Below are 5,209 nucleotides of genomic sequence, written 5' to 3'. Positions count from 1 at the left end.
GGATCGCCGAAGCTGCGGCGCAGGCTGTCGCCCAGGGCGCGGATTTTCGGGGCGGCGCCGTGATCTCTGGGGTAGGTCAGGAACAGTTCCGCGCCTTCCGCCGGCCAGCCGATGTCGACCTCCACCAGCGCGCCGCTGCGGATTTCGGCGTGGACGAAGAACGTCGGCAGCAGGGCGAGGCCCAGCCCGGCCAGCGCGGCATCGCGCATCACCAGCCCGTTGTTGACGCGCAGGGCGGCTTTGGGCCGGACCACCGACCAGGCCGACCCCGCGGCAAAGCGCCAGTCGCTCGCCCGGTTGGCGTAGAGCACGCCGCGATGGCGCTCGAGGTCGGTCAGCGAGGCGGGCGTGCCGTGCGCCGCGAGATAGGCGGGAGAGGCGACCAGCAGGCGGCGGCTGGTGGCGAGCCGGCGCGCGATCAGCCGTCCGTCGCCGATCGCGCCGTGCCGCAGCACGGCATCGAACCCGCCGGTGGCGGCATCGACGAAACCGTCGTCCAGTTCCAGCGCCATCTCGATGTCCGGATGGTCGTGCAGGAACCGCGCGATCGCCGGCCCGAGGTGCAGCACGCCGAACCCCACCGGCGCGGAGATCCGCAGCGGCCCGGCCAGCTTCCCGCTGCTGGCGTCGACTTCGGCCGCCGCTTCCTCCAGCTCGCGCAGGATGCGCCGCGCGCGCGGCAGCAGCGATTCCCCCGCGCTGGTCAGCGTGAGGCGGCGCGTGGAGCGCTGGAGCAGGGTGACGCCCAGCGCCCGTTCCAGTTCCGCCAGCCGTTCGCTAACCACCGACTTCGCCAGCCCCAGCCGCCGCGATGCCGCGCTGATCGAGGTTTCGTCCACCGTGGCGACAAAGGCGGCCAGGCCATCGAGCTTCATCATCGTTCGGATTTTCCGTCAGCCAGTTCCGGAATCGGCTGGCTAGTGCGAACGATGCATCATCGGCATCTTCGGGTCCAGAGAGCGAGACGGATCGGCCACCTTCCCGGCCTGCCCCGCTGGCTCCGGACCCAGAGGAGACAGACCATGAATGACTTTACCGGAAAGAACGTGCTTGTCCTTGGCGGCAGCCGCGGCATCGGCGCCGCGATCGTCCGCCGCTTCCGCGCGGCGGGCGCGGCGGTGGCCTTCACCTATGCCGGATCGCGCGACGCCGCCGCCGCGCTGGCCGACGAAACCGGCGCGCAGGCGATCCAGGCGAACAGCGCGGACCGCGATGCGCTCACCTCCGTCGTCGCCGGCCGCGGCGCGCTGGACGTCATCGTCGTCAACGCCGGCACGCTGGCGATGGGCAACCCGCTGGACCTCGATCCCGACGCGGTCGACCACATGATCGACGTGAACGTGCGCGCGCCCTATCACGCTTCGGTGGAAGCGGCGCGGCGGATGAACGCCGACGGCCGGATCATCGTGATCGGCTCGGTCAACGGCGATCGCATGCCGTTTGCCGGCGGCGCGGCCTATGCGCTGACCAAGTCCGCCGTGCAGGGCATGGTGCGCGGGCTGGCGCGCGATTTCGGGGATCGCGGGATCACCGTCAACGCCATCCAGCCGGGGCCGACGGACAGCGACATGAACCCGGCCGAAGGTCCCATGGCGGCGACGATGCACAGCTTCATGGCGATCAAGCGCCACGCCAGGCCGGAGGAAATCGCCGAACTCGCCGCCTATCTCGCCGGACCGCACGCCGGCATGATCACCGGCTCGATGCAGACCATCGACGGCGGCTTCGGCGCGTAACCGGGGTTCTCGGCGGAAGCGGAAACGGCCGGGGCGCTTTGGGGCGCTTCGGCTGTTTTTGGGACCGAACAGGGTTGGCGTACATTCTCCATTTCGCGCGTACTTTTTCGGCAATGAAAGATGTGTTATTAGCGAACTGCGTTTCCCGTAGAAGCTATGGGAAGGTCACATTAAAAGACTGCTGTACTGAAGCCGGAGGCTCAGTGTGGTGCGTGTGGACAGCGGGGTGGTGAGAACACCGTCCAGCGCAAGTTAGATCTCCCGACCAAGGGGCGGCCAATAGGTCGTTGCGCAACCGTTTTGATCGATATCGAAACGGAGATTCCATGTGTAAGATTGCAACTGTCCGGCGGCAAAAGTTTGATGCCCAAGACGGCCTCTGCTTTTACTGCAAGCAGCCGATGTGGGAGCACGACCCTCACCAGTTTTCCGAGCGCTTTGCTGTTTGCGATAAAAGGCTTGGTTGGCTGCGATCAACCGCAGAGCATCTGAGGGCACGATGCGAAGGAGGCAAGAACACTGGCGACAACATCGTTGCCGCCTGTCTCTTCTGCAATTCCCGTCGCCACCGCTCTCGCAACGCTCTGCCGCCCGAAACCTATGGGCGTCGCGTACGGAAGCGGTTAGCCAAGGGGCAATGGCATGGGCTTCAATTGCACCCATTCTGCTAACGGACTGACCGCACTGAGGGAAAAAATTCATCCCTCGAACGGCGGTTTTTGGGGTGCTCCGCGGCAACCACCACTCTCCGCCTCCCAGCGGGAGCGCGCCCCACCGCGCTCCCGCCTGACGACCCACGTCTAGCCCGCTCACCGCCCCACCGGCGGGGCCACATCGGCCAGGTTGGCCTTGGTCCAGATCGAGCGGTCGATGACATAGGCGCGGATCGCCTCGATGTCGGCCGGGGTCAGCACGCGCCCGAAGCTGACCATGCCCCGGTCCTTCAGCGCGCCGTCGGCGATCACCGATTTCCACGCCTCCGGGTTGGCAAGCAGGGCCGAGACGCGCAGGTCCGGGGTGAAGCCGTTGCCGATGGCGCTGTCGCCGTGGCAGACCTGACAATAGCGGCCGAAGTGCGCCTTGCCCGAAGCGACCTGCGCCGGTGTGCCGAACTGCGGCGGCGGGTTCCAGGCTAGCGCGGTCGTGGCCGGGGGGGCGGGCAGTTTCACTGTGCCGCCGATCTTGAGCACGACGAGGCGGGGCAGGTTGGGCAGCTTGCGCGTGACCCCGCCCGCCACCCCGGCGACGAGCGGGAAGGCGCCGCCCTTGCCGGTCTGGAAAGCGATGTACTGCACCCCGCCCACGCGGAACGTGGCCGGGGCGCTGACGATGCCCGATTGCATGTCGAGATCGAGCAGCTGCCGGCCGGTATCGGCGGCATAGGCGCGGAAGCGGCCGGTGCTCGTCCCCTGGAACACGAGGTTGCCGGCGGTCGTCATCGTGCCGCCGTTCCACGCGGCGGGATAGTCCACGCCCCACGCGACCTTGCCGGTGCGTGGATCGAAGGCGACGAGGCGGCCGGTGGTGGCGGCGATGGCGGCCTTGAACGCCGCCTTGTCGTCCGGCAGCATCGTCTTGTCGAGCGAGGTACCGATGTTGAAGCCCAGCACCTTGCGCCGGTCCAGCTCGTCCATGTCCTGCAGGTAGCCCTGCGGGATCTGCTGTGCGGGAATATAGACGAGGCCGGTCGCCGGGTTGTAGCTCATCGGGTGCCAGTTGTGCGCGCCCAGCGCGCCGGGGATGGCGATGAACGGCTTGCCGGTCTTGTAAAAGCGCGCCTCCGGCTTCTCGATCGGGCGGCCGGTGGCAAGGTCGTACCCGCTCGCCCAGTTGATCCCGTCGACATAGGGCTTGGCATCGATCAGCTTGCCCGTGGTGCGGTCGATGGTGAAGAAGAAGCCGTTCTTCGGCGCGTGGTACAGCACCTTGGTCGGCTTCCCGTTCACCGCCTGTTCGGCCAGGATGATCGGCTGGGTGGCGGTGTAGTCCCAGCTTTCCGCCGGGGTTTCCTGATAGTGCCACTTGTAGCGGCCGGTGGTGGCATCCAGCGCCACGACCGAGGAGAGGAACCAGTTGTCCCCTTCGCCGTTCGAGCGCAGCCCGTGGTTCCACGGGTTGCCGTTGCCCACGCCCAGGTAGATCTGGTCAAGATCCTTGTCGTAGACGATCGCGTCCCACACCGTGCCGCCGCCGCCCGATGTTTTCCATTCGCCCTTGTCGGACCAGGTGGCGTTGGCCTTGGTGGCGAAGATATCGTCCGAGACGGCGCCGTCCTTGGCCTTGTCCGGGTTGGGCGCGGTGTAGAAGCGCCAGCGCTGCTTGCCGGTATCGGCGTCATAGGCGGTGACATAGCCACGCACGCCGAACTCCGCGCCGCCGTTGCCGATCAGCACCATGTCCTTCACCACGCGCGGCGCGCCGGTGATGGTATAGGGCTTGGTGGTGTCGAAGGTCTGGGTCGACCACAGTTGCTGGCCGGTCTTGCGGTCCAGCGCGATCAGGCGGCCGTCCAGCGTGCCGACGAAGACCTTGCCGCCCCACACCGCCACGCCACGGTTGACCACGTCGCAACAGGCGCTGACGGCGCGTTCGCCGGACACCTTGGGATCGAACGACCACAGCTTCTTGCCGCTCGCCGCGTCCCACGCGTCCACCTTCGACCAGGCGTGGCTGACATAGAGCACGCCGTCCACGATCACCGGCGTCGCTTCCTGCCCGCGCGCGTCGTCCAGATCGGCGAACCACGCGATGCCCAGTTCGCCCACGTTGCGATCGTTGATGTCGGCCAGCGGGCTGTAGCGCTGCTCGTCATAGCCATAGCCGATACCGGCCCAGTTATCGCCGTTGCCGCCGGTCTTGAGCAGCGCCTCGCTGGCCTTTTCGGCATCGTCGAGCGATCCGCCCGCGCTGCCGGCCCCGCCGCCCACGCCGCTCATCCCGCACGCCGCCAGCGCCAGCACCGCACCGCCCGCCAGGAAGCCTCCAAGCCACCGTTTCATGCCACTCTCCCGTGTTTTGTTTTTGCACGTTGCCTGCCGATACCGCATCCGGCGGGCGGGTGCCATCGTGCTGTTTGCGAAAGCGGGCAGCGGGACGGGAAAAGCCCACCCCCAACCCCTCCCGCCAGCGGGAGGGGAGAAGAAGGGGCTGCCCCGCCCGCTTGCGGGAGGGGAGAATGAGGGAGAGCGGGGTGGGCCTTCCACGCCGCGCGCCAATCTGGTAACACCCTGAAATCGCGGCATGGGCCGCCCGACCCGCAGGAGCATGACATGGACCGGAAGACGCGCTGAAACCGCCCGTCCCTTCGTCAATTCCGGTGCCGTCATGTCCTCTTTTCTCACGCTCGATTCCGTGGCGCTGGCCACGCCATCCGGCCGGTCGCTGTTTTCCGGCCTTTCGCTGAACCTGGGGCGCGAATGCGTCGCCGTGGTCGGCCGCAACGGCGCGGGCAAGTCCACGCTGCTGCGCGCCAT

General features: G+C 67.5%; 4 protein-coding genes. 2 read left to right on the top strand and 2 right to left on the bottom strand.

What is annotated here, in order from left to right:
* Positions 1-878 (bottom strand): LysR family transcriptional regulator (locus B3547_RS07720; RefSeq protein WP_292961802.1); only part of this gene is annotated, 878 nt, incomplete at its 3' end.
* A 144-nt stretch (positions 879-1,022) separates the two neighbouring features.
* On the opposite strand from B3547_RS07720, the gene bdcA reads away from it, so the two are divergent.
* Both bdcA and B3547_RS22045 read left to right on the top strand, forming a co-directional pair.
* Positions 1,023-1,736, top strand: a complete 714-nt coding sequence (gene bdcA, locus B3547_RS07715; protein WP_292961800.1) for an SDR family oxidoreductase — start codon at positions 1,023-1,025, stop codon at positions 1,734-1,736.
* Between the two features lie 326 nt (positions 1,737-2,062).
* Positions 2,063-2,407, top strand: coding sequence for an HNH endonuclease (locus tag B3547_RS22045; protein ID WP_194919163.1), 345 nt, complete (start codon positions 2,063-2,065; stop codon positions 2,405-2,407).
* Positions 2,408-2,545: 138 nt separating this feature from the next.
* On the opposite strand, the gene B3547_RS07710 is transcribed toward B3547_RS22045, so the two are convergent.
* Entirely contained in the window at positions 2,546-4,735 is a 2,190-nt protein-coding gene (locus tag B3547_RS07710; RefSeq protein ID WP_292961798.1) for a PQQ-dependent dehydrogenase, methanol/ethanol family, read from the bottom strand.
* Positions 4,736-5,209: the final 474 nt, after the last annotated feature.

This window comes from Novosphingobium sp. UBA1939 (genome assembly GCF_002336885.1).
Taxonomy (GTDB): Bacteria; Pseudomonadota; Alphaproteobacteria; order Sphingomonadales; family Sphingomonadaceae; genus Novosphingobium.
The sequence above is the reverse complement of the archived record's forward strand: the minus strand, read 5'-3'. Positions and strand labels throughout refer to the sequence as shown.